Annotated in this window: 19 protein-coding genes; 5 read left to right on the top strand and 14 right to left on the bottom strand. The window is 42.1% G+C overall.

The window, feature by feature from the left end:
* The 6 genes from ACTXGL_RS13175 to ACTXGL_RS13200 all read right to left on the bottom strand — a co-directional run.
* Positions 1-674 (bottom strand): pentapeptide repeat-containing protein (locus ACTXGL_RS13175; protein WP_459112911.1); only part of this gene is annotated, 674 nt, incomplete at its 3' end.
* Between the two features lie 25 nt (positions 675-699).
* A complete protein-coding gene (locus ACTXGL_RS13180; RefSeq protein WP_290176791.1) occupies positions 700-2400 on the bottom strand; it encodes a copper resistance system multicopper oxidase in 1701 nt (566 codons plus the stop codon).
* 118 nt (positions 2401-2518) lie between these two features.
* Positions 2519-3154: a DUF411 domain-containing protein gene (locus tag ACTXGL_RS13185; protein WP_371532718.1), complete on the bottom strand. Its 636-nt coding sequence runs from the start codon at positions 3152-3154 to the stop codon at positions 2519-2521.
* A 139-nt stretch (positions 3155-3293) separates the two neighbouring features.
* Entirely contained in the window at positions 3294-3887 is a 594-nt protein-coding gene (locus tag ACTXGL_RS13190) for a c-type cytochrome (RefSeq protein WP_371532719.1), read from the bottom strand.
* Between the two features lie 105 nt (positions 3888-3992).
* Complete coding sequence (locus ACTXGL_RS13195; protein ID WP_201588556.1) at positions 3993-4271, bottom strand: hypothetical protein; 279 nt, start codon at positions 4269-4271, stop codon at positions 3993-3995.
* Positions 4272-4405: 134 nt separating this feature from the next.
* Entirely contained in the window at positions 4406-4732 is a 327-nt protein-coding gene (locus ACTXGL_RS13200; protein ID WP_443527190.1) for a hypothetical protein, read from the bottom strand.
* A 220-nt stretch (positions 4733-4952) separates the two neighbouring features.
* On the opposite strand from ACTXGL_RS13200, the gene ACTXGL_RS13205 reads away from it, so the two are divergent.
* Positions 4953-5672, top strand: a complete 720-nt coding sequence (locus tag ACTXGL_RS13205) for a heavy metal response regulator transcription factor (RefSeq protein WP_443527191.1) — start codon at positions 4953-4955, stop codon at positions 5670-5672.
* Position 5673: 1 nt separating this feature from the next.
* Positions 5674-7143, top strand: a complete 1470-nt coding sequence (locus ACTXGL_RS13210; RefSeq protein WP_443527192.1) for an ATP-binding protein — start codon at positions 5674-5676, stop codon at positions 7141-7143.
* Positions 7144-7740: 597 nt separating this feature from the next.
* On the opposite strand, the gene ACTXGL_RS13215 is transcribed toward ACTXGL_RS13210, so the two are convergent.
* Positions 7741-8100 (bottom strand): hypothetical protein, encoded by a 360-nt coding sequence (locus tag ACTXGL_RS13215; protein WP_443527193.1) that lies wholly within the window; start codon positions 8098-8100, stop codon positions 7741-7743.
* A 35-nt stretch (positions 8101-8135) separates the two neighbouring features.
* On the opposite strand from ACTXGL_RS13215, the gene ACTXGL_RS13220 reads away from it, so the two are divergent.
* Positions 8136-8936, top strand: coding sequence for an NAD-dependent deacylase (locus ACTXGL_RS13220; protein WP_443527194.1), 801 nt, complete (start codon positions 8136-8138; stop codon positions 8934-8936).
* Between the two features lie 99 nt (positions 8937-9035).
* Here the strand turns inward: ACTXGL_RS13220 and ACTXGL_RS13225 are convergent, their stop codons facing one another.
* From ACTXGL_RS13225 to ACTXGL_RS13240, 4 genes are all read right to left on the bottom strand, one after another.
* Entirely contained in the window at positions 9036-10034 is a 999-nt protein-coding gene (locus ACTXGL_RS13225; protein WP_443527195.1) for an adenosine deaminase, read from the bottom strand.
* Positions 10035-10266: 232 nt separating this feature from the next.
* Positions 10267-10815, bottom strand: a complete 549-nt coding sequence (locus ACTXGL_RS13230; protein WP_443527196.1) for a TPM domain-containing protein — start codon at positions 10813-10815, stop codon at positions 10267-10269.
* Between the two features lie 68 nt (positions 10816-10883).
* Entirely contained in the window at positions 10884-12062 is a 1179-nt protein-coding gene (locus ACTXGL_RS13235; protein ID WP_443527197.1) for a TPM domain-containing protein, read from the bottom strand.
* Positions 12063-12186: 124 nt separating this feature from the next.
* Positions 12187-12813, bottom strand: coding sequence for a LemA family protein (locus ACTXGL_RS13240; RefSeq protein WP_443527198.1), 627 nt, complete (start codon positions 12811-12813; stop codon positions 12187-12189).
* A 1078-nt stretch (positions 12814-13891) separates the two neighbouring features.
* On the opposite strand from ACTXGL_RS13240, the gene ACTXGL_RS13245 reads away from it, so the two are divergent.
* Positions 13892-15430, top strand: coding sequence for an alanine/glycine:cation symporter family protein (locus tag ACTXGL_RS13245; RefSeq protein ID WP_319051746.1), 1539 nt, complete (start codon positions 13892-13894; stop codon positions 15428-15430).
* A 543-nt stretch (positions 15431-15973) separates the two neighbouring features.
* Here the strand turns inward: ACTXGL_RS13245 and ACTXGL_RS13250 are convergent.
* A complete protein-coding gene (locus ACTXGL_RS13250; protein WP_443527199.1) occupies positions 15974-16588 on the bottom strand; it encodes a fasciclin domain-containing protein in 615 nt (204 codons plus the stop codon).
* A gap of 420 nt (positions 16589-17008) precedes the next feature.
* Entirely contained in the window at positions 17009-17563 is a 555-nt protein-coding gene (locus tag ACTXGL_RS13255; protein WP_443527200.1) for a fasciclin domain-containing protein, read from the bottom strand.
* Positions 17564-18128: 565 nt separating this feature from the next.
* Here ACTXGL_RS13255 and metH point away from each other — a divergent pair.
* A complete protein-coding gene (gene metH, locus ACTXGL_RS13260; RefSeq protein ID WP_443527201.1) occupies positions 18129-21932 on the top strand; it encodes a methionine synthase in 3804 nt (1267 codons plus the stop codon).
* A gap of 95 nt (positions 21933-22027) precedes the next feature.
* On the opposite strand, the gene ACTXGL_RS13265 is transcribed toward metH, so the two are convergent.
* Entirely contained in the window at positions 22028-24199 is a 2172-nt protein-coding gene (locus ACTXGL_RS13265; protein WP_443527202.1) for a DEAD/DEAH box helicase, read from the bottom strand.
* Between the last annotated feature and the right edge of the window lie 71 nt (positions 24200-24270).

Here is a 24270-nt window from a genome sequence, read left to right on the forward strand (position 1 = left end):
AGTGAGCTCAAGCTATCAATTTCTTTATCATCATCCTTAGTCTGAGCACTACCTTCCGTGCGTAGCCTTATACGATTACTGTCAGTACCATACCAACCCGTCGCCTCGAAGTTGATTTGATCCTCATCAAACTGATAGCCCAAGTCGTCTACTGATACTCCCCATAATGGCATGCTGCCCATCATCATTGGCTTACCATACTGCCCGTAGGGAACCCCATTTGAATAGTCTGGACTACGAGCATCGGCTGGCGGCTGCCCGCCTTGCATCCCAGACATATCCATGCCGCTGTGATCCATGCCTGACATATCCATACCGCTGTGATCCATACCAGACATATCGCCCGACATGTCCATGCCACTGTGATCCATACCAGACATGTCGCCCGACATACTCATACCGCTATGATCCATATCAGACATATCGCCCGACATGTCCATGCCACTGTGATCCATACCAGACATATCGCCCGACATATCCATGCCGCTGTGATCCATATCAGACATATCGCCTGACATGTCAATGCCACTGTGGTCCATACCAGACATATCGCCTGACATATCCATACCGCTATGATCCATACCAGACATATCAGCAGCCGTTGCAAACGATGATGTGAGCAAGACTAGCGATGACAAACCAATGAATGGCAGATTTTTCTTAGATATTTTCATAATAAGCCTCATATTCGAAGGTTTGTTAAACGACGGCAACTTCTCTGAACATACCGGCTTCCATGTGATAAAGCAGATGGCAATGCCATGCCCATCGTCCAACTTCACCCGTCACATCGAAGCTAATCTTTTGCGCTGGCTGCACCACAATCGTATGCTTACGTACCTGAAAGTCTCCAGATGGGGTTCGCAAGTCGCTCCACATACCATGCAGGTGCATCGGATGGTTCATCATGGTGTCATTGACTAAGGTAATGCGTACGCGCTCGTTAGGTTTAATATTGACAGGCGTTGCATCCTTAAACATGACACCATCTAACGCCCAAATATAGCGTTCCATATTGCCAGTCAAATGTAATTCGATCTCTCTAGTAGGTTTGCGCTGCTCTGCCAGTACTTGCTCATCCACGGAGCGCAATTGGTCATAAGTCAACACCTTTCTATTAATATCACGCAGGTTAATACCGGGGTCATCGAGGTTCATACGTGGACTGTCGACACGCATATCAGATTTAAAGTCGTACTCGGTCTTAGCGTGCTTTGCTTTGTAGCCTTTGTCACCCATAGCCCCCATCATATCAGCCATGGTCAGCCATTCGATCTTATCCATAGCAGGTATTGCAGCACGAGCGCCTTTTTTGGTCGCAAGCGTGGTCGCGACATAGCCCGAACGATCAATGTTTTGGGCAAATATGGTATGTGCATCTTTGGTCGGCGTGACGATGACATCATAAGTCTCAGCCACCCCAATGCGGAAATCATCAACATCGACAGGCGCGACATCATTACCATCCGTTGAGACGACTGTCATCTTCAGACCCGGTATACGCACATCGAATATCGTCTGCGCCGAGCCATTGATAAAGCGCAGTTTAACAGGCTGTCCCGCTTTCACTAGCTGTGTCCAATTGGCGGCGGTGGTTTTACCATTCATAAGGTAAGTGAATGTCTTCTCACCAGACAGATCCGTAAAATCTGTCGGCATCATGCGCATCTTATTCCACATTTTGCGCTTGTCATAAGCGGCTTCTAAATCTGTTGCGGCAATATCAGACAATAGCTTTTTAAAATCTGGCAAGTGGTAGTTATCAAAGTCAGCGCGCTGCTTTAATAGCTTTAGCAAGTTATGCGGATCACGATGTGTCCAATCACTCAATAAAATCACGTGATCTTCGGCGACTGGATGACGTTCGCGGCCTTTAGGCTCAATGACGATAGCGCCGCGCATTCCAGTTTGCTCTTGAAAGCCAGTATGGGAGTGATACCAATACGTACCCGATTGAATGAGTTTGAATTTATAGGTAAAGGTACTGTTCGCAGGAATACCATCAAAGCTGATACCTGGCACCCCATCCATCTCAAATGGGACGAGCAAGCCATGCCAGTGAATAGAGGTCGACTCATTCATCTGGTTATGGACACGGATGGTCACGGTATCGCCTTCTTGCATCTTTAGCGTTGGCGCTGGCAGCGAGTCATTGATGAGGGTTGCCATACTCGACTTGCCATTGACAGTAACGGGCTTCTTGCTGACATACAGGTCAAACTCATTACCGGTTAGGATAGGTACGATATGGTCAGATTTATCACTGTTGACGGCTACGTTTTGTTGACCTTTACCGAGCGCACTATTGGCAATAGATGGCAGTGTGGATAGCATGGATGCCCCTAATAGAGTAGAGGACCCTGTCAAAAAACGCCTGCGGTTAAGCATATTCTTGTTCATAATTATTTACCTAACTTAATCCATGAAATGGGAGTTGAGTCTATATATTTATCAGTCAAGCTTATGTCTTCGACAGCCCATTAGTAGAGCTGGATAAGCTATTTAAACGTCACTCAAACTATAATTGCTGCTGCGGTGACTCAATGGTTGCATAAATGGCTGTTGAGCCATCTTTGTTAAGCTGCATCACTTTATACGGCATAAATTTATCTTGATATTCCATACCAGGGCTACCAACTGGCATCCCAGGTACGGCAAGACCGATCGCATCACTTGGTGGGTTTTTTAGGAACTGTGCCATATATTTGGCAGGGACATGACCTTCAAATACGTAGCCGTCAGTAGTGACAGCGGTATGACAAGAGCGCATCTGCTGCGGTACGCTGTAGCGCTCTTTAAACAAGGACAAATCTTCGACGTTCTGTGCGGTTGCATTTAGGCCATGACCTTCGGCATAACCGACCCATTCTTTACAGCAGCCACAATTGGCATCTTTATAAACGGTGACTGAGATATTTTTTAGGATAGTTGGCTGGGTGTCTGAATGAGCACTGACAGGCATTATTTCCGCTTTTGGTTGCTCTGTTTGCGCGGTTTGCGTAGCGGTAGTTGGCTCAGTCGCTGGTGTTGAGTCAGCAGCAGCGTTAGGTTGACTACAAGCCGCTAATAATAGTGAAGATGTCATCATCACTAAAAGAACACGACCAGATAACCGGTTGTGTTCACTAGAAAATATATTGGTATAGCGTCTCATAAAATCACTCCTGAGCATTTATCTGACGATCAAATTTATAAAAATTAAAGCCGTAACACTGACCAAAGTGGTATTGGTAAAGCTTAAAACTCAAATCGCAAAAGGCAGCACTCTTGAGTACTGCATTTCTTACGAATAATCAATGTTGCATGCCGGATCCATCACCAGACATATCCATCTCACCATCAAATGACATGTCCAACACATCATCGTCTATCCTAGTCGTTAGCATGGTGTACTGATTTTCATCTAAGTCAGGTAACGATCTGATAAAAGCAACCATTGCCCACATTCTATCGTCATCGTGCGAAGCGCCCCATGCTGGCATACCTGATGCCATAATGCCGTGTTTGATGGCCCAAAAAGCTTGCTGAGCACCGGCATCGGTCTTATAGCGTTTAACCAAGTCAACATTGGTAAAACTTGGCGGCTTAGGATATAAACTGGCGCTAAAATCAGTGCTTTCCACCCCAGGAGACAAATGACACCCTGCACACATATCTTTGTAATCGGCACCGCCCGAGCTGATCATTTCTGTCTTTTCTAAGTTGGGAACCGTAATGTCCTTACTAGCATTCGCTATTGAACGCGTGCGGGCAGTCTCTAAAAAATTGTAAACTAGCGGACTATGGGCTTGATCAGCGCCGATATTTATCACACCACTAGTCACTACAATAAAAATACCCACAATCGCGACAAAGACGGTAAACAGTATTCCTAGTAAAAACTTCATAGGTTTGTCCTAAAAATCCATTTTTGTTAATATCCAATTACTGCTCGACAAAACCATCTAACAATAATATTGAATTTCTACGATCCACTTCTATAAGATCAATGCCTAAGAGTCACTTTTACTAGTAACACAGTGCTTTTGATACATCGCTTTCATTTTGCTCATGTTGGTCATCATGGCTTTCATAGCAGGATCGTTCATATCCATTTTGCTATGATCCATTTTTCCCATCATATCCATGTGTTTTTCCATCTTTTCGCAGTTCATCTGATCTTTCTGCGCATGCATTTTTGGGTCATGTGCCAAAGCAGAGGTTGAAACAACTAAGGCTATAGCAGTGGCTACGATTGATTTAGATAGTGGCATTGATTTGAATAATGACATGGTAAATCCTTATTTGATTTGGTATAAAGTCAAAAAATCTTTGGGGTGTTAAGTTATTTTAAAGCATACTTCATTGATTCTGACAGAGAGATGACAGCAAGATTACAATATTGTCATCTTGCTGTTTTTAGTTTTTAATGTTGCTTGTATTCATTTAGTATTGAGGCAGCATTAGAATCACGATCACGTCCATACTTATCTACGAAATACTTTTCAGACTGTAGATGTTGATCTTTGTGTTCGATCTCACAAGCCACTCTAGCATCGATATAGCTTTTCATTTGGGCGCTAGAAAGCTGAGCATCGTTATGATCCAAGTTTTTTGCAAAGTCAGTAACAGCGTCGCAGTTATTGATGACTGAAGTACTTAGATCAGTAGTATGCGCATTAGCAGTGGTAATACCGATAAGTACAGATACCGATAGCAATACTGCTTTTTTGAATGAACCGTGAATTTTCATATAAAACCTCTTTTGTAAGTTATTAGATATTTGAATTGATTACCTGTGAAAATAATTCATAGTCGCTAGGTATGAACAACTATGTTTCATTCATACAGATTAGCAAAAGAAGACTGACAATCTGATTACGAGTACATGACATTTTTGTCAGTTACAAAACGTTTTTGTCATCTATATTGATTAGGATGTCAAATAATCATAATCGTATTGAGGGGTTACTATGAAAATACTGCTGGTAGAAGACGAGTTGAAGCTTGGCGAGTATATAAAAAAAGGCTTAACGGAAGCTGGGTTTATTGTGGATCATCACATAACAGGTTTAGATGGCTATCATGCATTGATGACGGAAGAATTTAGCGTGATACTGATGGATGTCATGCTACCTGATGTTAGTGGCTTTGAGCTGGTGCGCAATTACCGAGCGGCAGGTAAGCGTACTCCCGTGCTCTTTCTAACGGCAAAAGATGGCTTAAGTGACAAAATAAAAGGGATTGAGATTGGGGGCGATGATTATTTAACCAAGCCTTTTGCGTTTGCAGAATTGATCGTTAGAATCAAAAGCTTATTACGACGTGCCAATCAATCCGATTATCAAAGTACGATTATGCAAATAGCAGATCTTAAAATGGACATTGCCAAGCGCACTGTGCATAGAAAAGACAGGGCTATTAAGCTCACGGCAAAAGAGTTCTCATTATTACAGTTTCTATTAGATCGCCGAGGTGAGGTGCTACCGCGCTCAGTCATCGCCTCTCAAGTATGGGATATGAATTTTGAAAATGATACCAATGTGATTGATGTGGCGATAAGGCGTCTTCGCATAAAAATAGATGATGAGCATGAGGCGAAGCTGATTCATACTGTGCGTGGTATGGGCTACCGATTGGAGGCACTAGCTACTGAAGTCCAAAGTGGTGCGGACGGAGACTATTCTAAATAGCATGAACTATAAACTCAAAAATCGGCGCTGGTCATTGCTATGGCGAACTATTTTCTTATTGACAGTCTTCGTTATCATCTCTCAGGTCATCATCTATGCGTGGGTGCAGCGCTCTGTGAGTGGACACTTTGAGCAAATGGACTCAGAGATTATCACCCATGCGGCTTTTAACCTGCGCAAACGCATGATTGATGTTAACGATCACATAGAACCATTCACAGTGTCAAAGTCCCAATCACTCATTAATGACAATCACTTGCATTCCTCTTGGCTAGATTATGATTTAAAAACCTTAGTAGCAGATAAAAAAGGCAAATTATTATCCAGTGACCCTAGTAATTTCATTCATAATTTACCGCCCGATTTTAGCTTGTTATCACTATGGCAGGATCATCACGATCAGCAGTTTATGATCAAGATAAATAATAGGCATTACCGAGCAATTATTATTCCAAATCAAGAGGTTTTGGCGTTTATTGCATTACCTATCGATGTGCATCATCAATATCTTATCCAGTTCAATCGCCAGCTGAGCTTGATACTTACTGCCATCACCTTATTATTAGTTTCAGTAGCGGCATTAAGTGTTTATTGGGGTTTTGCTCCTCTGGCCACTATCGTACAAAAAATGAAAGGCATAAACCTCCAAAGGTTAGACGAAAGAGTTGGGGTTGACGATATGCCGTTAGAACTGCGGCCACTAGCAGAGTCTTATAATTCGATGATGGTCAAGCTTGAAAGCAACTTTGAATCTTTGTCACGATTTTCAGACAATATCGCTCATGAGCTACGTACGCCAATAGCGACGCTTAGTACACAAACGCAGGTCATGTTAACTAAGCCAAGAGCTGGCGATGAATACATTGAGCAGCTACATCATCAGCATGATACGTTAGAGCAGCTGTCGGCTATGATAAACAATATGTTGCTACTGGCAAAAACTCAGAAAGGATTAAGTGACTCGCAAATCAGTCACGTGGATACAGTCAGCTTAATTACAAAGCTCGTTGATTACTATGAAATGATTGCAGAAGATCGAGGGATAATTTTTGAGAAATCGGGTAATTTCGAAAGAGTATTAGGTGATGAAGGCTTATTGCAACGGCTGTTTGCCAACCTGATGTCAAATGCCATTTATTACGCAGCTAGTGATAGTACTATCATGATATCCGCTACCGTCTTCACCTCAACCACCTCAATTAATGTAGCAGAAGACGAGGTTCGGCCCTCACAGCAGCCATGGTTAAGACTAACGATAACCAATCGTTTAGACAAACCGTTAGATCAGAGTCAAGCCGATAAATTATTCGAGCGATTTTATCGTCATGATAGAACTAGCCATAAGTATGCAGGTACAGGGTTGGGATTGTCTATCGTGCAGGCTATCGCTAATGCACATAAAGGTACGGTTGGTATCACTATCAAAGATGAGTATTTTTTTGAGGTTACTGTAGGATTATTGATGGCTTAACAAGGTAAATCAAAAGAAGATAAACTCAAAACGTTGTTGTCAAAAACTCAATATCAGAGTATTTGCAAGTGTAGTCCAGAACCGTTTCTTCAACGCATTCGAAAAATCGTTAAGATCTAAACTACGGCTGAAATACCTGACTATTTTTTCGAAATTATAGCAGCCCATTTCTACAGTAATTTCTTCCAATATTACTTTGATGAGTTAATAATTCGCTTAATCAGTAATTTCTGAAAAAGTTAAGTATAAAATACGTACATTAATACTATAAAAAATGATTTAATTATATACTTAACTAGTGACCAAAATTGATATCAATGTTGCTATAAAAAACTTTAAAATACGCTAAACGTCATGGCATAAAATCCTTCCTATCCCTTTATTTATAATGTATAGTAGGTTTATATACATCAAAGTCATTTAACGAAATATGGTGGTTCCAGCCTCCGAAGCCGAGGGTCGTGGGTTCGATTCCCGCCGAGCGCACCAATCATCGTATTTCACCTTTCCTTAGCATGACATCCGCTACAGATAAGTACATAGCAAGGTAATACTTCTAAGTGCTGGCGTTTCTGTGTCCATATACTTTATACAAGCCTACTCTGCCTCTTGCAAATTGGCAGTCAGTTGAGCACGGCTGGGTACACGGTGATAATTGATCACTGGCACATCTCCTAGACGGCGCTGACTTGCGGCAATCTTCTTATCGATCGTAATCATAGCGACTTTTTTGCCTTGTTTGCTAATAAGCAAATGATTCACCTTGCGGGCAACGTTGTAATCAGGGAAATACTGCTTTAATAATGCGGATGTCTTGTGCAAGGCATCATTAGATGTTGTTTTTTTTGACTGGTTACCACTCTTTTTGCTTGTCTTTACTCCGCGGGACTTTGCAATAAACCACAAGATTGCAATGACCGCAAACAGTATGACAAGCCACCAAATTCCGTCTATCATAAGAAAAAATATCCATTATTAGCAAGGGTTGGCTCATGTTAGCAGAATTATCACCAGCGTTAATAGCAGAAGTAAAACGTGCAGCAAAACTGTTGGCAGCACAATCACGTATCTGTATCTTGACTGGGGCTGGCATCTCAGCAGAGAGCGGTATCCCTACGTTTCGAGATAAACAAACTGGACTGTGGGAAAACTACGGTGTCGAAGACTTAGCCACACCTGAAGCCTTTATGCGTGATCCAGAGCTAGTATGGTCATGGTATCAGTGGCGCAGACAGATAGTCGCAGACAAAGTACCTAACCCAGCACATCATGCGCTGGCCCAGTGGCAGTATCATGCACAAACCTCCGAGCAAGAAGTGATATTGATTACCCAAAATGTTGATGACTTACATGAGCAAGCAGGCAGTACGGTCACTCACCTGCACGGTCATCTATGGCGCAATCGTTGTGGACAGTGTGAGATACCCTACCAAGATCAATTAAGAGCATCATACGATGGCCAAGATACTGTAAGTTTTGAAGATGAGCTGATTACTTGTCCACATTGCAACGGCTATATTAGACCAGATATTGTATGGTTCGGAGAGACGTTGCCCGCGCAGGCGTGGGAGACTGCAGAAAAAGCAGCTGCCAAATGTGATGTGTTTATTAGTATCGGCACCTCAAGATTGGTCTACCCTGCTGCTGGGTTATCACAGTTAGCCAAACAAAGCGGCGCGCAACTCATTGAGATAAACCCCGATCCAACACCCAATACCATAGTCGATATCACATTAGCAGAAAAGGCTGGCATCATATTGCCGTTATTCATAGAAGAGATTACGTCTTTATAATAGCTACTACTGGTCAGTAGTATCGCAAGATAGACAATAAAAAAGGCTTAACGATTTATACAAACCGTTAAACCTTTTCGATTAAAAACTCTGTAACGCCTAATCCAGCGCTAGATCAACTTTCGCTAAGTAAGCGTCTTTTAGCTTATCACTGATGAACGCAGATCTAAAAGAGTTCTTTACCAGTTTGACAATATCTTCTTCTGTTATCGGCAGATTCTCGTGTAGATTGATAAAATTCTGATTTACGTAACCTTTGAAGTATGCAGGGTCATCTGAGTTGACACTGATATTGAGACCATAGTCTAAGAGCTCTTTGATATTGTGTTCTTTATAAGTATCAAACACTCTCAATTCGATGTTTGAGTTTGGGCAAACGGTCAACGGCATCTGCTCGTCTTTGAGTCTTTGCATCAGCTCTGGGCTCTTTATAGACTGTACGCCATGATCGATTCTATTGATATTTAGCAGATCAAGTGCTTCGTAGATATATGAAAAATCTGCTTCTTCGCCTGCATGCGCTACCAGTTTAAAGCCTTCTTCTTTGGCTTTTTTGAAGACTTCTTTGAACTTCGATGGTGGGTTACCCAATTCTGAAGAGTCAAGACCAACCCCGATGATGTCATCTTTGTAATCTAGTGCTTGCTCTAGGGTCTCAAATGCTTCTTCTTGCGATAAATGGCGCAAGAAACACATGATGATGCAAGAAGTGATGCCATACTTTTCTTTAGCGTCTGCCAATGCGTCTTTGATACCTGTGATTACCGCATCAAATGGCACGCCGCGCTCTGTATGTGTCTGCGGATCAAAAAATATCTCTGTATGAACGACATTGTCTTCGACACACTTCAAAATATACTCCCACGTCAAATCATAGAAATCGTCTTTGGTGAGTAATACATTTGCACCCGCATAGTAGATATCCAAAAAGGTTTGCAAATTGGTGAAGTTGTAAGCGTTGCGTACGTCTTCTATATCTTTGTAAGGAATTTCCACATTGTTCTTTTTGGCCAGTCTGAACATCAGCTCAGGCTCCAATGACCCTTCAATATGTAGGTGTAGCTCAGCTTTTGGTAGTTTCTTTATTAATTCAATCATAGTATTCCAATAATGGTGTTATCGAGACGTGCTTGTCATCAATGCTATATATTCTTGTACTGTATTCCAACCGTACATATATCAGGCATTATTTATCGCTAGAGGCTCTATTTTAACATCAAAATCATATCGCCTAAAACAAAACGCTTTGCTTATACCCTTTGCTTATATAAATCAAGCAGTCACTCTATTTGTAAAGCCAACTATCGTATATACAGCTTACAGGTCACTGCTATTTTAAAAATACTACTGTATCAGACAGCTCATTGCCTGCTGGGTCATGTTCTAGTTGATAATACTGACGCAGTAGCTGCCCTACCTCATCGAGTAAGTCAGCCAAACTCTCTTCTGTTTTTTGACTGGCAATACCTGATACTGCCTTTTCGCACATCGCACGCCAGACAGTCGGACTGACGTGAGCACTAATGCCGCGGTCAGCGACAATCTCTAGCTGATGCTCACAGATATTGACGTAGATTAGAACGCCTGTGTTTTCTTCAGTATCCCAGACGCGATACTCACTGAATAAATCAATCGCACGCTCGCGGCAATCCATGTGATAGGCATCCTGAATAGGCAAATGGTTTTCTACAATCAAAAAAACCTCACCGCGGTGCCCAAGCTCAGCTCGTGTCACCGCTTCTGTGAGACGCGTCCGAGCTGCTGCTGTTAGCCACTTACTGTGTAGTAACGGAACAAACAAGACCTGACGCCACCAGCGAGCAAAGCTGGATGTTGAGCTAGAAGTTGAAACAGAGTTTGTAGCGTGGTTTTCTGCCATTATATTATTTCCTCAAATACATCGTTCTGATGGTTGTTTTGGTCTATTACGTAGAACTTAATGGGCACTTACCACGAGCCACCAGCGCCGCCGCCGCCAAAACCACCGCCGCCGCCGCCGAAGCCGCCACCACCAAAACCACCGCCGCCAAAGCCGCCACCACTTCCACCGCCCATACCAGGCAAGAAGATCATACCACCTCTGCGTCCACCTTTACCGCCGCCGCCTTTACCACCACCGCCGCCACGCGAAATCAAGAACATCCATATAAATATCGCCATGATCAGCGTCATAAAGAAGCCGCCGCCTAATGCCAACGAACCAGCAAAAAATCCACCTGCCGTGACAATCGAGCCAAATACTCGGCCTAGGATATTAGTGATAAAGCTACCAAATATCATCGCCATGATAAATAAGAAAATAGGAGATGGCATCTCCTCTGAACTTTGCTGAGCGCTACGCTCTGCAGCTTGTGCATCAGCACGTGCCAGCACTTCAGGATCAGCGCTCAGACGTGTTTTGAGCGCATCCACACCTGCCAGTATCCCACCACCGTAGTTGTTCTGTTTAAACAGTGGTGTGATGTCTTCACGAATGATACGGTTGACTGCCGCATCTGGTAGCACGCCCTCAAGCCCATAACCCGTTAGAATATACATATCTCGATCATTGACTGCGACGACGATGAGCAAGCCATCATCGATAGCCTCATCACCCAGCTCCCATTTCTCTGCAACCTGCAAAGCATAATCAAATATAGGTAAGCCATTGGTCGTCGGTACGATGACAACTGCTGCTTGAGCCAACCCTTGCTGATAGATATTTCTCAGCTGCGCCTCTAAGCGCTGTTTTTCTTGTGGATTTAGGATATTGGCCTGATCGACAACTGGCTCATTGAGTATGAGTTTATCGGCATCGACGCTCTGGGCGCTTGAAGTTACTGGTGGTTGAGCTTGTGCCTCAGCTGTTGCCTCATCATTCGCCGCGCTTGGATTGATCGCATCATTACCTAAGACCGCACCATTAATAGCATCATTATTCAATACTGCATCATTAATAGCTTCGTTGGACTCTCCTGCTTTTGCAATGGCTACCAGATCTTCAACGCTACGGTTTTGTAGATTTGAGTTATTATCTGTCGCAGCAGCACTGCCAACATCATCACCTGGTGCAGCATGTAGCACTGATGTTCCACCGATGCTCAGTGTAAACAATAATGCTGATAAGATTGCTTTTGAATTATTCATCTAATCTATACCACCTCAAATGACATTTTTACAGATTGACAGACATTAGCTAGGCGTCATTACGTCATCAGCTAAATAAATAGAGCGGCATACACCGCTCTATTCTGTATATTTTTAACCAGTACTACTCTGCTGCTGCAGAATCTCCAAAATCAACACTGGGTGCGGTCGAGATAGCTTCCTCATTAGCAACACTAAAGTTTGGCTTGGTATCCATGCCAAATACTTTTGCCGTGATATTAGTTGGGAACTGGCGCACCGTTGTATTGTAACCTTGCACTTCTTGGATGTAGCGATTACGAGATACAGCAATGCGGTTTTCTGTACCCTCTAACTGCGCCTGCAGATCTTGGAACAACGCATCTGATTTTAGTTCAGGATATCGCTCCGATACTGCCATTAAACGTGACAGCGCACCAGTCATTTGCTCTTGCGCCGCAGCATAACGCTCCATTGCTTCTGGATCGTTCAGTACTTCAGGTGTCACAGTAATACCGCCAGCACGTGAGCGAGCTTCAGCTACTTGGGTGAAGACCTCTTGCTCTTGCTCAGCATACTGCTGTACAACCTTGACTAAGTTTGGCACCAAATCACTGCGACGCTGATATTGGTTGACCACTTCTGACCACGACGCTGTTACTTGTTCATCTTGCGCCTGTAAGTTGTTATAACCACAACCGCTTAGACCGACCGTAGAGGTTGTCAATAGTGCTGCTAGCAACATCGGCTTCATAATTGATTTGCGCGTCATCTTTGTTTCTCCTAATAATGATAAATAACAAATATCTAATAACCCATTTTTAATAATTTTTGCATATATATACCAATAATCATCGAGCAGTCACATATATTTTGTATTTTATATCGAGGCGACTGTTTATAAGCAGTCAAAATACAATATGCGCAAAACCCGTTACTCTTATCGACGATCTTATTGGCAGCCACATCGATAACTTCCATATATCGATAGCTTCTATATATTGGTAATCCGCTAATAATGTCGATAGCTTACAGGATGTCATGATAATAATGGCGCTATCGCAAAGCTTTTACAATTGACCGTTACCAAAACACAACCACGTACGTCACCAGTTATCTGATTTTGCGACTGTACATAGATTGGTAGGTTGGTAAAATGGTTCAAATAGACAAAAAGTTGTATATATACAAACAATTATTTATATCCAAACCAAAACTTGCTAATGTATCTATCAAATAAAATTTGAATATATCTGCTCTCTACAAAGAAATTTCTAGTAATTAGCATAAAAATATGGCAAATTGCAGTTACGTAGCCGTACGGTTTGAATACATTTGGTAGTGGACTTATAGTTTGATACGTATTAGCGAGTTGGTAGCTGAGACATAAAAACGTCAACCAGCCACCAAATCTTACCTAATGCTATCAATTCGCCATACCAGCAGTGTAGTCAATCGTAATGGCTCATAGCAAATTGAATACCATCATCATGACGAGTATTTAATTATATAACCGCCTGTTTTATCCGCGGGTTAACTGATGACTCATCTCATTCATAGCGTGATGATAGGACACCGCACGAATTGATGCTGTATAACATTTACAAACGCAGCTGATATTAATGCTATCGACGATAAGTACTCTGCACATGGTTTTATTGTCGATAAGCCAAGCGGATAAATACAGACAACTACAGTCCATTTTTGGTGGCTAAACACGTATGAGACTTAACTAATAAAGATATGAGTCAATGCAGATAATTTAACTGCTTAACTTAGATAAGTAAGTTAACCAGTTAATTTACTCCTAGCATACAGAGCCACCTCAAGACAGTACTAGGAATATATATATGGAAGGTTTAGTTAACTTAGTAAATGGAATTATCTGGAGCCCAGCACTGATCTATCTGTGTTTGGGTGCTGGTCTATTCTATTCCATCATGACGCGCTTCGTTCAGGTGCGTCTATTCGGTGAAATGATCAAACTCCTATTCACTGGTAAATCTAGTGCACAAGGTATTTCATCATTTCAGGCACTAGCCGTTTCCCTCGCAGGACGTGTGGGTATGGGTAACATCGCTGGGGTAGCTGCTGCTATCGGCTTCGGTGGCCCAGGTGCTGTATTCTGGATGTGGGTTGTGGCCTTCTTAGGCGCATCTACTGCCTACGTCGAGTCTACCCTTGCACAGATTTATAAAGAAAAAGATGTGGTAACTGGCGAATATCGCGGTGGCCCTGCTTATTACTTTGAACGTGCTCTTGGTCAAAAGTGGTACGGCATCCTCTTCGCAATCTCTTCTATCTTAGCTTGTGGTATGTTCCTACCTGGTGTACAGGCGAACGGTGTTATCAGTGCGTTTGCACAGGTAATGGGCGAAGGTACGATCATGAACGTTGGTGGCCTAGAAGTCGGCTCTATGCGTCTAGTGGCACTAGCTATTATCTTAGTCGTACTAGGTATCATCATCTTTGGTGGTATTAAGCGTATTGCAACCTTTACCGAGTACGCCGTACCTTTCATGGCACTTGGCTATATCGTTCTAGCGTTGATCATCATGTTCGCTAACTTCAGCATGATCCCACAAGTATTTGGTATGATTGTTGGTGATGCGTTCACTGCACAAGCAGGTTTTGGTGCAGCGATTGGTTGGGGTGTAAAACGTGGTATCTACTCTAACGAAGCGGGTCAAGGTACAGGTCCTCACGCTGCTGCTGCTGCTGAAGTTGAGCATCCATCACAGCAGGGTCTGGTTCAGGCATTCTCAGTATATGTTGATACACTGTTAGTATGTTCTGCTACTGCCTTTATGATCCTAACGATGGGTACATACAACATCCAAGGTACGCTACCTGATGGTCAGTTCATCGTTCAAAATGTTGCAGCGACTACTGAAATCAACGCGCCTGCCTTTACGCAGATGGCAATGGAATCAGTATACGGCTCATTCGGTGATACCTTTATCGCTGTCGCTGTATTCTTCTTTGCCTTTACAACTATCCTAGCTTATTATTACATTGCTGAAGTAAACGTCACTTACTTGACTCGCTTCATCGGTCGCGGTGCGCACAAAACAGGTCTGTTCTTGGTTAAGATCTTGATCATGGCGATGGTTGCTTATGGTGGTCTAAACTCAGCTGGTTACATCTGGGCAATTGGTGATATCGGTGTTGGTCTTATGGCTTGGCTCAACATTGTTGGTATTTTGGTTATCTTCATTGTGGCACGTCCAACCCTTACCATGCTTAAAGACTACGAAGCACAGCGTAAAGCTGGCGTAAAACGCTATAGTTTTGATCCTGCTAAATTCGGTATCAAAAACGCACCTTATTGGGAAGAGCGTCATCTAGAAGAGCAAAAAAGAATGAATGCAGATCCACTACGCAAATAACATATACGTAGATAATACGCATAGTATGTTTTAGAGTAGGTACTGCTCACTCTAATAAAAAGCCCGAGGCAATGGTCTCGGGCTTTTTTGTTGTCTTATTTTCGTACATACCGTTGTAACGACTATTGCAGTAGGTTTAGATAAGTTTAAACCTTAACCGTATGCAAACTTTACTCTGATAGTAGCCTTGTCTGTAAAAACGCTTCTTAACAGTAACTGCTTTCAGTAGCCCAACGAGTAGCCCACTCTACTGTATTTATATCAGCAAAATTGCTTATCTTTTCCAAGATAACTGCAACGCCAAGTATTTTTCTGGTATGTGCTCTTGTCATCTAAACACTCAAAGCACTTTCGTAGCTTTTCTATTATCAGATGATGCTCTAGATGTTTGAGACGTGACGACTATTTCCTTATCCTACAGGTTCCTTATCTTATAAGTACAAAAAAGCCTAGCACTATGGCTAGGCTTTCTCTGTAAAATCAGTTCTATGGTTCAACGTTATCAAATGTGAATCATAAGACTAACCTACATTACAGAATAGTTTACTCAGGCATCAACACTGCATCGATAGTATGTACTACGCCGTTTGTCGCCATGATGTCTGTACCAGTGATGTTTGCTGTACCACCAGTAGCATCGGTAATCACGTTATCTTCGCTGATAGAAATTGTGTTGCCATTTGCGGTTTCAATATCAGTACCATAAGGGATATCAGCAGCTTGAACTTCCATTGCTACGACATGGTAAGGAAGTACTGTTTTTAATAGGTCTGTATTGGCCAACAACTCTTCTTTGGTCACACCTAGTTTTTCTAGTACAGGAGCAAATGCATCATCGGTTGGTGCAAATACAGTGTACTTAGTGTCTTCCATTAGCATGCTGTCAAGACCAGCTGCTTGTAGCGCGGCTGTTAGGATAGTTAGGTTTTCGTTACCTGCTGCTAGCTCTGCGATGGTTTGCGTCGCTTCCATATCCATATCGCCTGCCATTGGCTCTGCTTCAACCATTGGATCAGCCTCTACAACAGGCTCCATAGCCACTTCTTCAGTGGTAACTTCAGGCTCAACTGGCTCAGCAACGGTTTCAGTATCGTTACAGGCTGCTAGTGACATGGCTGCTGTTACGACTGCGATAGATAATAAGTTCTTCTTTAACATGGGTGTTTCCTTTTATATAATTGGGTGCGTCATTTATTTAACAATGGATTGTTTTCAATAAATATAACAGTGACTGATATATTGTAAATATGACCAATCAATCAGTCATAATGTTATGTCCGCTATATCAATAACTACAATTCTAACGATTTAATTTTTAATTGATACTTACTTAAGTAGTGGCACTGTATCAATCACGTATATAGCATTATCAACTTGTATATTGGTTATTGCGATATTCAAAATACGAACACGTTTCTGAACATCAATACTTACAAGATACATCTGTCATAATGGTTAAATAATCGTTGTCAGTTCTTTCCTAAATCTTAAAACAGCTATTATTCAATGATAAATTCATCAAATAATAGCTGTCTACTACTCAAGCCTTACTATAAAATTTGAGTGTTTTTACTGGTCTTATTTAGGTAGTAGTACTCTATCGATAACATGTACAACACCATTAGTAGCTGCAATATCAGTTTTTACGATATTGGCAGTACGGCCGTTTTCATCCATCAGTTTACCTTGGTTGGTAACCATCAATGTATCTTTGCTTGCAGTCATGACGTTGCCTGGCTTGACGTCTTTGGCATACATTGCCATGTCGCTACTAACTACGTGGTAGCCCAAAACTTTCGTTAGCAATGGCTTATTGGCAAACAACTGCGCTTTGGTCATGCCTGTTTCTTGCAATGCTTGCATGAATGCAGCGTTAGTTGGTGCAAATACAGTATAGTGTGCGTTAGGATCAGATAGCATGCCTGTTAGACCTGCTGCTTGTACCGCTTCTACCAATACTGAAAAATCAGAGTTACCCTGAGCAACCTGTACGATGTTCATTTTTGCCATATTTTGGCTGTGCATTGGTGCTTTCATGTCTGCGCTTTGTGCTGGCATCATGTTATTACAGGCACTTAGACCAGCAACAGAAATGGCTAGTGTACCGATAGTAGCAAGTTTGGTTAATTTCATAACATTATCCTTAATGATTGAGTATTTGTTAGCTATAGTTTTACAGGTCACATCCGCTTCTTATACAAGCTGCTTGTTTTATATAGTAACTTGAACTGATACCTCACATTAATACGAGAATACCTGTCTGAGCTACTTAAGCAGTGATTTTTACTTATAAGCAAAACTAACGAAGACCTTATCTTTCTGAAATCAAATTAACATTTATAAGACGACTATCAACCTGCCTTTGCGCAACTTTTTGTAGTACAGGTGTAAACTTTGTCGCACTTGTAAGAACAACCGTTGACTTTCATTTGCAAAACCAAAGCTTTATGTAAGCTCTAAGCGAAATGATATTCATTTGTTCTTATTTTCTATACGACATAGAATCGATATCATGCTGTAAGCAGTGCCACAGCCAAACTGCTTGTCTATCACAAAAGTAGAATAGGCAGTATCCACGTGGGGGATATGTTTCATGCTAGAATAATGCGAATTTGCCTACCCCTCTTTATTAGATTTTTTACTCTATTTATTTGTTATTCCTTCCTTTTATAATATTGACGATATAAGCAGCGCTACTATGACTCAAACGATGACCTCACAGACTTCTTCTCACTCTGACATTACTTCTAGCTCGTCATCTGTTGATGACTTTATTCTGACACCGCCTGCTGTCTTTCCTTATAAAGAGCAGCAGCTGACGGCACGCGCCCGTATCATCGAGCAAATGACGTCACGAATTCTGCTGCTAGATGGCGCGATGGGTACGCAGATTCAGACCTACAAGCTAGAAGAGTCTGACTATCGTGGTGAGCGCTTCGCTGATATCGACCAAGACGTACGGGGCAATAACGATCTGCTGGTGTTGACTCAGCCGCACATGATTAAAGACATTCATCATGATCATCTGTTAGCTGGTGCGGATATTATCGAGACCAATACCTTTAACGGTACGCGCCTGTCGATGGCTGACTATGACATGCAGTATTTGGTGCCTGAGCTGAATAAAACAGCAGCCAAGATTGCGCGCGCAGCTGCCGATGAATTTACGGCCAAAACACCTGAAAAACCGCGTTTTGTTGCTGGTGTGGTCGGTCCGACCTCACGTACGTGCTCGCTATCCCCTGATGTCAACGACCCTGCGTTTCGTAACATTACCTTTGATGAGTTGGTCCTAAACTATCGTGAAGCGACCTTATGCTTAATAGAAGGTGGCGTCGATCTTATTTTGATTGAGACAATCTTTGATACGCTCAATGCCAAGGCGGCGATATTTGCTATCACGGGTGTGTTTGAAGATATTGGTTTTGAGCTGCCTATCATGATTTCAGGGACGATTACCGATGCGTCAGGTCGTACGCTATCTGGTCAGACGGCGGAAGCATTCTACAACTCGATTCGCCATGCCAAGCCATTGTCTGTTGGCTTTAACTGTGCGCTTGGGGCGGATGCGCTGCGCCCACATATTCAAACGCTATCGAACATCGCGGATACCTATGTCTCTGCGCACCCAAACGCGGGTCTACCCAATGAGTTTGGTGAGTATGACGAAACCGCTGAAGAGACCGCCGCCCTACTCGAAGGCTTTGCCAAAGCGGGTATCTTAAACATCGTGGGCGGCTGCTGTGGTACGACGCCTGAACATATCCGTCAGATTGCTAAAGTCGTGGCAAACTATCCACCACGTGTCATTCCAGAGATTGCGCCTGCCTGCCGCTTATCAGGACTTGAGCCTTTTACCATCAATGCTGACAGTTTGTTTGTCAATGTTGGTGAGCGTACCAACGTCACAGGCTCCAAAAAATTCCTCCGTTTGATCAAGACCGAAGCCTATCTTGAGGCGCTCGATGTCGCGCGCGATCAGGTAGAAGGCGGCGCGCAGATCGTCGATATCAATATGGACGAAGGCATGCTCGACTCCAAGCAGGCAATGATTCACTTCGTCAACCTCGTCTCAGGCGAACCAGATATCAGCCGTGTACCGCTAATGATTGACTCATCCAAATGGGACATCATCGAAGAAGGCCTCAAACGTACGCAAGGAAAATCTGTCGTCAACTCCATCTCGCTAAAAGAAGGTCACGCTGAGTTCGTTGAACGCGCCAAACTGTGTATGCGTTATGGGGCAGCCGTTATCGTCATGGCGTTCGATGAAGACGGGCAAGCTGACACCTACGAGCGTAAGATTGAAATATCTAAACGCAGCTATGATGTATTGGTCAACGAGGTGGGTTTCCCTTCTGAGGACATCATCTTTGACCCGAATATCTTTGCCGTCGCCACGGGTATCACTGAGCATAACAACTACGGTGCTGACTTTATCAATGCCACGCGCTGGATCACGGAAAACCTACCAAATGCGATGGTTTCGGGCGGGGTGTCAAACGTCTCTTTTAGTTTCCGTGGTAACCCCATCCGTGAAGCGATCAACTCTGTGTTCCTATTTCACGCGATCAAAAACGGTCTGACCATGGGTATCGTCAACCCAGCCATGCTGGAGCTGTACGATGATATTCCTGTCGAGGCACGTGATGCCATCGAAGACGTCATGCTCAACCGCAACCAAGGTGAAACGGGACAAGATGCGACCGAACGCCTGATGACGGTTGCTGAAAATTACCAAGATGGCGGTAAGAAAAAAGACAGCACCGTCGATATGAGCTGGCGTGAAGGCACAGTAGAAGAGCGTATCGCCCATGCTCTCGTCAAAGGCGTGACCACCTTTATCGAAGAAGATACCAAAGAAGCGTGGGAGAAATACCCCAAACCGCTCGAGGTTATCGAAGGACCACTCATGGACGGTATGAATATCGTCGGTGACCTATTCGGTGCAGGTAAAATGTTCTTACCGCAAGTCGTAAAATCTGCTCGCGTCATGAAGCAATCCGTCGCATGGCTAAACCCGTATATCGAAGCGGAAAAAGTCGAAGGCGAAGTCAAAGGTAAAATCCTCATGGCAACCGTCAAAGGCGACGTCCATGATATCGGCAAAAACATCGTCGGCGTGGTGCTTGGCTGTAACGGTTACGACATCGTCGATCTGGGCGTGATGGTACCGTGCGAAACCATCCTCGATACGGCTATTAAAGAAAAAGTCGATATAATCGGTCTATCAGGGCTGATCACCCCAAGTCTCGATGAAATGGTCTATGTCGCCAAGCAGATGCAAGAGCGCGGCATGACTCTGCCATTGATGATCGGCGGCGCAACAACATCTAAAGCGCATACGGCCGTCAAGGTCGAGCCGCAGTATCAAAACGATGCGGTCATCTATGTCTCGGATGCCTCGCGCTCAGTTGGCGTGGTGACCAAGCTGCTATCCAAAGAGCACCGTACCGCCCTCATCGATGAGACGCGCGAAGAGTATATCAAAGTACGTGAACGCCTTGCCAAGCGTCAACCAAAAGCTGCCAAGGTTACTTATGCCGAATCGGTCAAGATTGGCTTTCAGTATGATTGGGAAAACTACGTGCCACCAGTGCCAAATAAGTTAGGACAAGTGATATTGGATGACTATCCTATCACTAACCTACTGCCCTATATCGACTGGACACCGTTCTTTATCTCTTGGGGCCTGACGGGCAAATACCCAAAAATCTTGCAAGATGATGTGGTGGGTGAAGCGGCGCGAGATCTGTTTGACAATGCTGAAGAGTTACTACACAAAATGATTGAGGAAAAATCAATCGTAGCAAAAGGCGTGTTTAAACTCATGCCCGCTCGCCGTACTGACTCGGATACCGTCACCGTCTATGACAATGCGCCTGCTGATGGCGGCAAACCGACCTATCAGTTCGAGCACTTACGTCAGCAGAGCGACAAAGTAAGCGGCAAGCCAAACTTTAGCTTGGCGGACTTTATCTCGCCATCAGAGACGCATACTGATCACCTAGGCGGCTTTACCGTCTCTATCGTCGGTACAGAAGCACTCGCTGAGCAATATAAAGCGGCAGGCGATGACTATAACGCCATCATGGTACAGGCACTGTCTGACCGTTTAGCTGAAGCATTTGCCGAGCATCTACATGAGCTCATCCGTAAAGAGTACTGGGGCTATCAGGCCGATGAGTCGCTCAGTAATGATGAGCTGATTAAAGAAAAATACGTCGGCATCCGTCCTGCCCCTGGCTACCCTGCCTGTCCTGAGCATACCGAAAAAGGCAAACTGTTTGATTGGCTTGGGACAGTTGATGCAATTGGTACGACCTTGACCGAAAGCTATGCGATGTGGCCTGCGTCCTCGGTCAGCGGATTTTATTACTCGCATCCGGATAGTGAGTACTTCAACGTCGGTAAAATCAGTCGTGACCAGTTAGAGAGCTATGCCGAGCGTAAAGGCTGGGATATAAAGACTGCTGAGAAGTGGTTAAATCCGAATTTGTAGGATCAGTTTGGATTAGAAAGTTTTAGAGAAATATTTCATGCGGGATTGGTTGCTTAGGTGATCAATCCCGCTTTTTCTTTTATTGCAGTTTAAGCTCAGTTTATTTTAAGTTTGTTTCTTTCGTAATCAATAAATATAGGGTTTTCAAGTATTTCCTTTCTCTTTATGATACTTAACACCGAGTCTGCATCCTTACTTTGAGATATTATCCCTTCGAGCTTTCTAATAGCTGAGCTTGGAACACCATATTCAGAGAGGATAGATAAATCTTCTCTGATAAAGTCACTTTCAATTAGGTTAGCAAAATAACTATAATTGCCAGCTCTGAGTTTTTTTTCTTCACACACAAACTCTTGTAATGAATTCATTACTGATAACCATTTAGGTATTTTATATTGAAACCAGTGCTTTAATATTTGAAAGCACTCTCTAATAGCTTCCTCAAGGGCATCTTTCTCACTCATTTTATTTTCTTCAACATTAAATTTAATTTGACTTTTAATTAATTCATTCAAATTCTTATTAATGCTATAGCTCAACGTAATATAAGTAAGCTTTTTAATAGTCATTGGTCTGAATGATTCAGTAGGTTTTAGTAAATATTTCTTTGCTAGAGTAAAAATATACTCCAGTTGCTCATATGTTGGAAACCCATCCCATACTACTAATGCATATTTACTCGAACTCACATCTTCCCTCAACTGCTCAATAATATCTCTTTGACCAAAAATATTCACACCATTACTTTGAATAACTCTTTTTTCCTCTTGAGTTAACATTCGAATAATTTTGTAATCGTTACTCTCTTTATCTATTATTTCTAATTCTTCTAAATTTATTAAAACTTCAGGTGATATAGGGTTTTGCTCATGAAATGGTATATCAATAATAATCTTTTCATTAGCTGGAATTGAGTTAAAGTTATATATAACACCTGTATAATGAACCATCAATCTCCCTGCACGCCCTTTAATATTAGAGTAATCAAAATAATCAATGGGAATATTTCTTCCTTTTTTATTATCGAAAAATACTATATTTTTAGCGCTAGTATTTACACCTTCGATAATAGTAGTAGTACAGAATAAATAACTTAACAAACCTTCATTAAAATAATCAATAACTGAAGTAGTGATATGCTTCTGTAATCCACCATCATGAATTCCAACTCCATGCTTTAATAGAGGAATTAAGCTCCATTGTGGAGATATATTTTTTTCTATCCACTCAATAATATCTAAGTCATTATTGCTAATTTCAATATTTTTTTCTTGTAAATATATTAGAAAGTCTCTCGAGAGCTTTCTTACTTTTGATGGTGATGAGCAATAAATTATAGTCTGTTGATCACTGTTTTCAAATAATAAATCGAAAAGCACTCTCTGTTTATACTCTTTAAATTTCCTAGGCTGATCAAATTTTTTCTTATGATCCGAATAGACATCAATTGTCTTAACATCTACTAAAGATGTTTTAGTCTTATAAAAAATAGCATTATACTTATCTTCGAACCCATCAGATATACCATCAATATTAGGTCCCAACAAATAAAACTTTGGTTTATATTTTTTTAAAATATAATATAAAGCATTATTTAAGGAATCTGCTCTTTCGTCATCTCGATTGGAACTTAACTTATAAAACTCATCTACTACTATAAAATCAATATTATTAAATTCCCGATATTCATTAACTCTTTCAGCTGTAAAAAGAAAAATATTACCCTTTGTTATACTTGGTTCTTGGGATGTTCTTACAATCAATTTGTAATGCTCATCGTATTTCTGAAGCTTCCTCCTTGTCTCGTCTAGCAATGCTAAAGTAGGCTGAATTATTATAATATTTCTAAATATTTTTGAAGCAACAAATTCCTCTATCAAAAGACTTTTACCAAAACTTGTAGGAGCACTTACTATTACATTTTTATCAGAATTAATAAGAGATAGTAAAAATTTTTGATCTTCATGGAGATATTTATTAAGATTGTCCGAATGGTGGTATTCTTGTCTCATAATTGAAGCTGTTGAACTCAATTCTAAATTTTCTTTTACTAGATAAGGGTAAAAACCAATTGATTCCAATAAATCAGCTAAGACCTCGTCAAGGCTAGTATCAAACTTTTCTCTATTATCAAGTATATTTACTAATAGTTTTTGAGCTTTTTCACTATTATCATTGACTGCTTGCGCACATATCTTATACAACTTAAAAGTTTCATCAAAATTGAACACTTTTTTATTTTCTATTTCAGTTAAGTATCTATTCATTTTTTAACCCAACTCTTGCATGAGTGAAAGCTTGTGATGCAAACCTTTGACTAATTCAATCTTATTTCTAA

The organism is Psychrobacter sp. T6-6 (assembly GCF_052258185.1).
Lineage (GTDB): Bacteria > Pseudomonadota > Gammaproteobacteria > Pseudomonadales > Moraxellaceae > Psychrobacter.

Excerpts from the sequence above, each read along its gene's own strand:
- ACTXGL_RS13180 (WP_290176791.1), bottom strand. The coding sequence starts at position 2,400 with ATGAACAAGAATATGCTTAACCGCAGGCGTTTTTTGACAGGGTCCTCT.
- ACTXGL_RS13250 (WP_443527199.1), bottom strand. The coding sequence starts at position 16,588 with ATGTTAAAGAAGAACTTATTATCTATCGCAGTCGTAACAGCAGCCATG.
- ACTXGL_RS13210 (WP_443527192.1), top strand. The coding sequence starts at position 5,674 with ATGAACTATAAACTCAAAAATCGGCGCTGGTCATTGCTATGGCGAACT.
- ACTXGL_RS13265 (WP_443527202.1), bottom strand. The coding sequence starts at position 24,199 with ATGAATAGATACTTAACTGAAATAGAAAATAAAAAAGTGTTCAATTTT.
- ACTXGL_RS13240 (WP_443527198.1), bottom strand. The coding sequence starts at position 12,813 with ATGACGCGCAAATCAATTATGAAGCCGATGTTGCTAGCAGCACTATTG.
- ACTXGL_RS13255 (WP_443527200.1), bottom strand. The coding sequence starts at position 17,563 with ATGAAATTAACCAAACTTGCTACTATCGGTACACTAGCCATTTCTGTT.
- ACTXGL_RS13190 (WP_371532719.1), bottom strand. The coding sequence starts at position 3,887 with ATGAAGTTTTTACTAGGAATACTGTTTACCGTCTTTGTCGCGATTGTG.
- metH (WP_443527201.1), top strand. The coding sequence starts at position 18,129 with ATGACTCAAACGATGACCTCACAGACTTCTTCTCACTCTGACATTACT.
- ACTXGL_RS13230 (WP_443527196.1), bottom strand. The coding sequence starts at position 10,815 with ATGGCAGAAAACCACGCTACAAACTCTGTTTCAACTTCTAGCTCAACA.
- ACTXGL_RS13245 (WP_319051746.1), top strand. The coding sequence starts at position 13,892 with ATGGAAGGTTTAGTTAACTTAGTAAATGGAATTATCTGGAGCCCAGCA.
- ACTXGL_RS13200 (WP_443527190.1), bottom strand. The coding sequence starts at position 4,732 with ATGAAAATTCACGGTTCATTCAAAAAAGCAGTATTGCTATCGGTATCT.
- ACTXGL_RS13205 (WP_443527191.1), top strand. The coding sequence starts at position 4,953 with ATGAAAATACTGCTGGTAGAAGACGAGTTGAAGCTTGGCGAGTATATA.
- ACTXGL_RS13235 (WP_443527197.1), bottom strand. The coding sequence starts at position 12,062 with ATGAATAATTCAAAAGCAATCTTATCAGCATTATTGTTTACACTGAGC.
- ACTXGL_RS13220 (WP_443527194.1), top strand. The coding sequence starts at position 8,136 with ATGTTAGCAGAATTATCACCAGCGTTAATAGCAGAAGTAAAACGTGCA.
- ACTXGL_RS13195 (WP_201588556.1), bottom strand. The coding sequence starts at position 4,271 with ATGTCATTATTCAAATCAATGCCACTATCTAAATCAATCGTAGCCACT.
- ACTXGL_RS13185 (WP_371532718.1), bottom strand. The coding sequence starts at position 3,154 with ATGAGACGCTATACCAATATATTTTCTAGTGAACACAACCGGTTATCT.
- ACTXGL_RS13215 (WP_443527193.1), bottom strand. The coding sequence starts at position 8,100 with ATGATAGACGGAATTTGGTGGCTTGTCATACTGTTTGCGGTCATTGCA.
- ACTXGL_RS13225 (WP_443527195.1), bottom strand. The coding sequence starts at position 10,034 with ATGATTGAATTAATAAAGAAACTACCAAAAGCTGAGCTACACCTACAT.